This is a genomic window from Mesorhizobium sp. WSM4976, assembly GCF_029625685.1.
Lineage (GTDB): Bacteria > Pseudomonadota > Alphaproteobacteria > Rhizobiales > Rhizobiaceae > Mesorhizobium.
The window spans coordinates 1-938 of sequence record NZ_JARTVT010000100.1 but is presented as its reverse complement, the minus strand read 5'-3'; the positions used below and the strand labels follow the sequence as shown (position 1 = coordinate 938).

Sequence of the window (938 nt, the reverse complement as noted above, 5' to 3'; positions counted from 1 at the left end):
TGGCCTGCTGCCGGTTTTTCGGACACCAGGTTAAGCTAGCATAGCTTGCTCCTCGAACTCGACGGGGCTCAGATAGCCCAATGTCGAATGCCGTCGCCGCGGGTTGTAGAAGCGCTCGATGTAATCGAACACGTCGGCCCTGGCGTCATCTCTCGTCCTGTAGACCTTGCGGGCTGCGCGCTCGGTTTTCAGCGACGAGAAGAAGCTCTCCATCGCGGCATTGTCCCACACGTTGCCCGACCTGCTCATCGAACATGTGATGCCGTTATCGGCCATCAGGCGCTGGAACTGCTCGCTCGTATATTGCGATCCTTGGTCGGAATGATGCAGCAGGCTGTCCGGTTTGCCTCGGCGCCAGATCGCCATGATGAGGGCGTCGGTGACGAGTTGCGCCGTCATCTCGGCCTTCATCGCCCAGCCGACGACACGGCGAGAGAATAGATCGACCACGGCGGCAACGTAGAGCCAACCTTCTGCGGTCCAGATGTAAGTGAAGTCGGCAATCCATTTCTGGTTCGGAGCCGATGCCTCGAAGGCGCGGTCGAGGAGGTTGTCCGACACTGCCGCTCGCTCGCCCGTATCCTTCGGCAGCCCACGTCGGCGTGGACGTGCACGCAGGCCGTTCTCCCGCATCAGCCGTTCGATGCGATGCAGACCGCAAGATAGGCCTTCCGCCAATAAGTCGTGCCAGACGCGGCGGGCGCCATAGGTGCGGTCGCTGCTCTTGAAGCTTCGGTCGATCTGGGCAACGAGCACCTCGTCGTGCCGGGAGCGAGCGCTGGGGCTGCGGTTGAGCCAGGCATGGAAGCCTGAGCGGGATACGTCCAGCGCGTCGCACAGCCACGCCACCGGCCAGATGTTCCGGTGCCTCGCGATGAAAGCGAACCTCATGTCACTTCCCTCGCGAAGTAGGCTGCGGCCTTTTTTAGGATGTCGCG

The 938-nt window shown here is 61.9% G+C and carries 1 protein-coding gene; it reads right to left on the bottom strand.

Annotation, left to right across the window (positions count from 1 at the left end; genetic code table 11):
* Positions 1-30: 30 nt before the first annotated feature.
* The coding region (locus P9272_RS35870; protein WP_278164941.1) for an IS3 family transposase at positions 31-938 on the bottom strand (908 nt) is incomplete at its 5' end.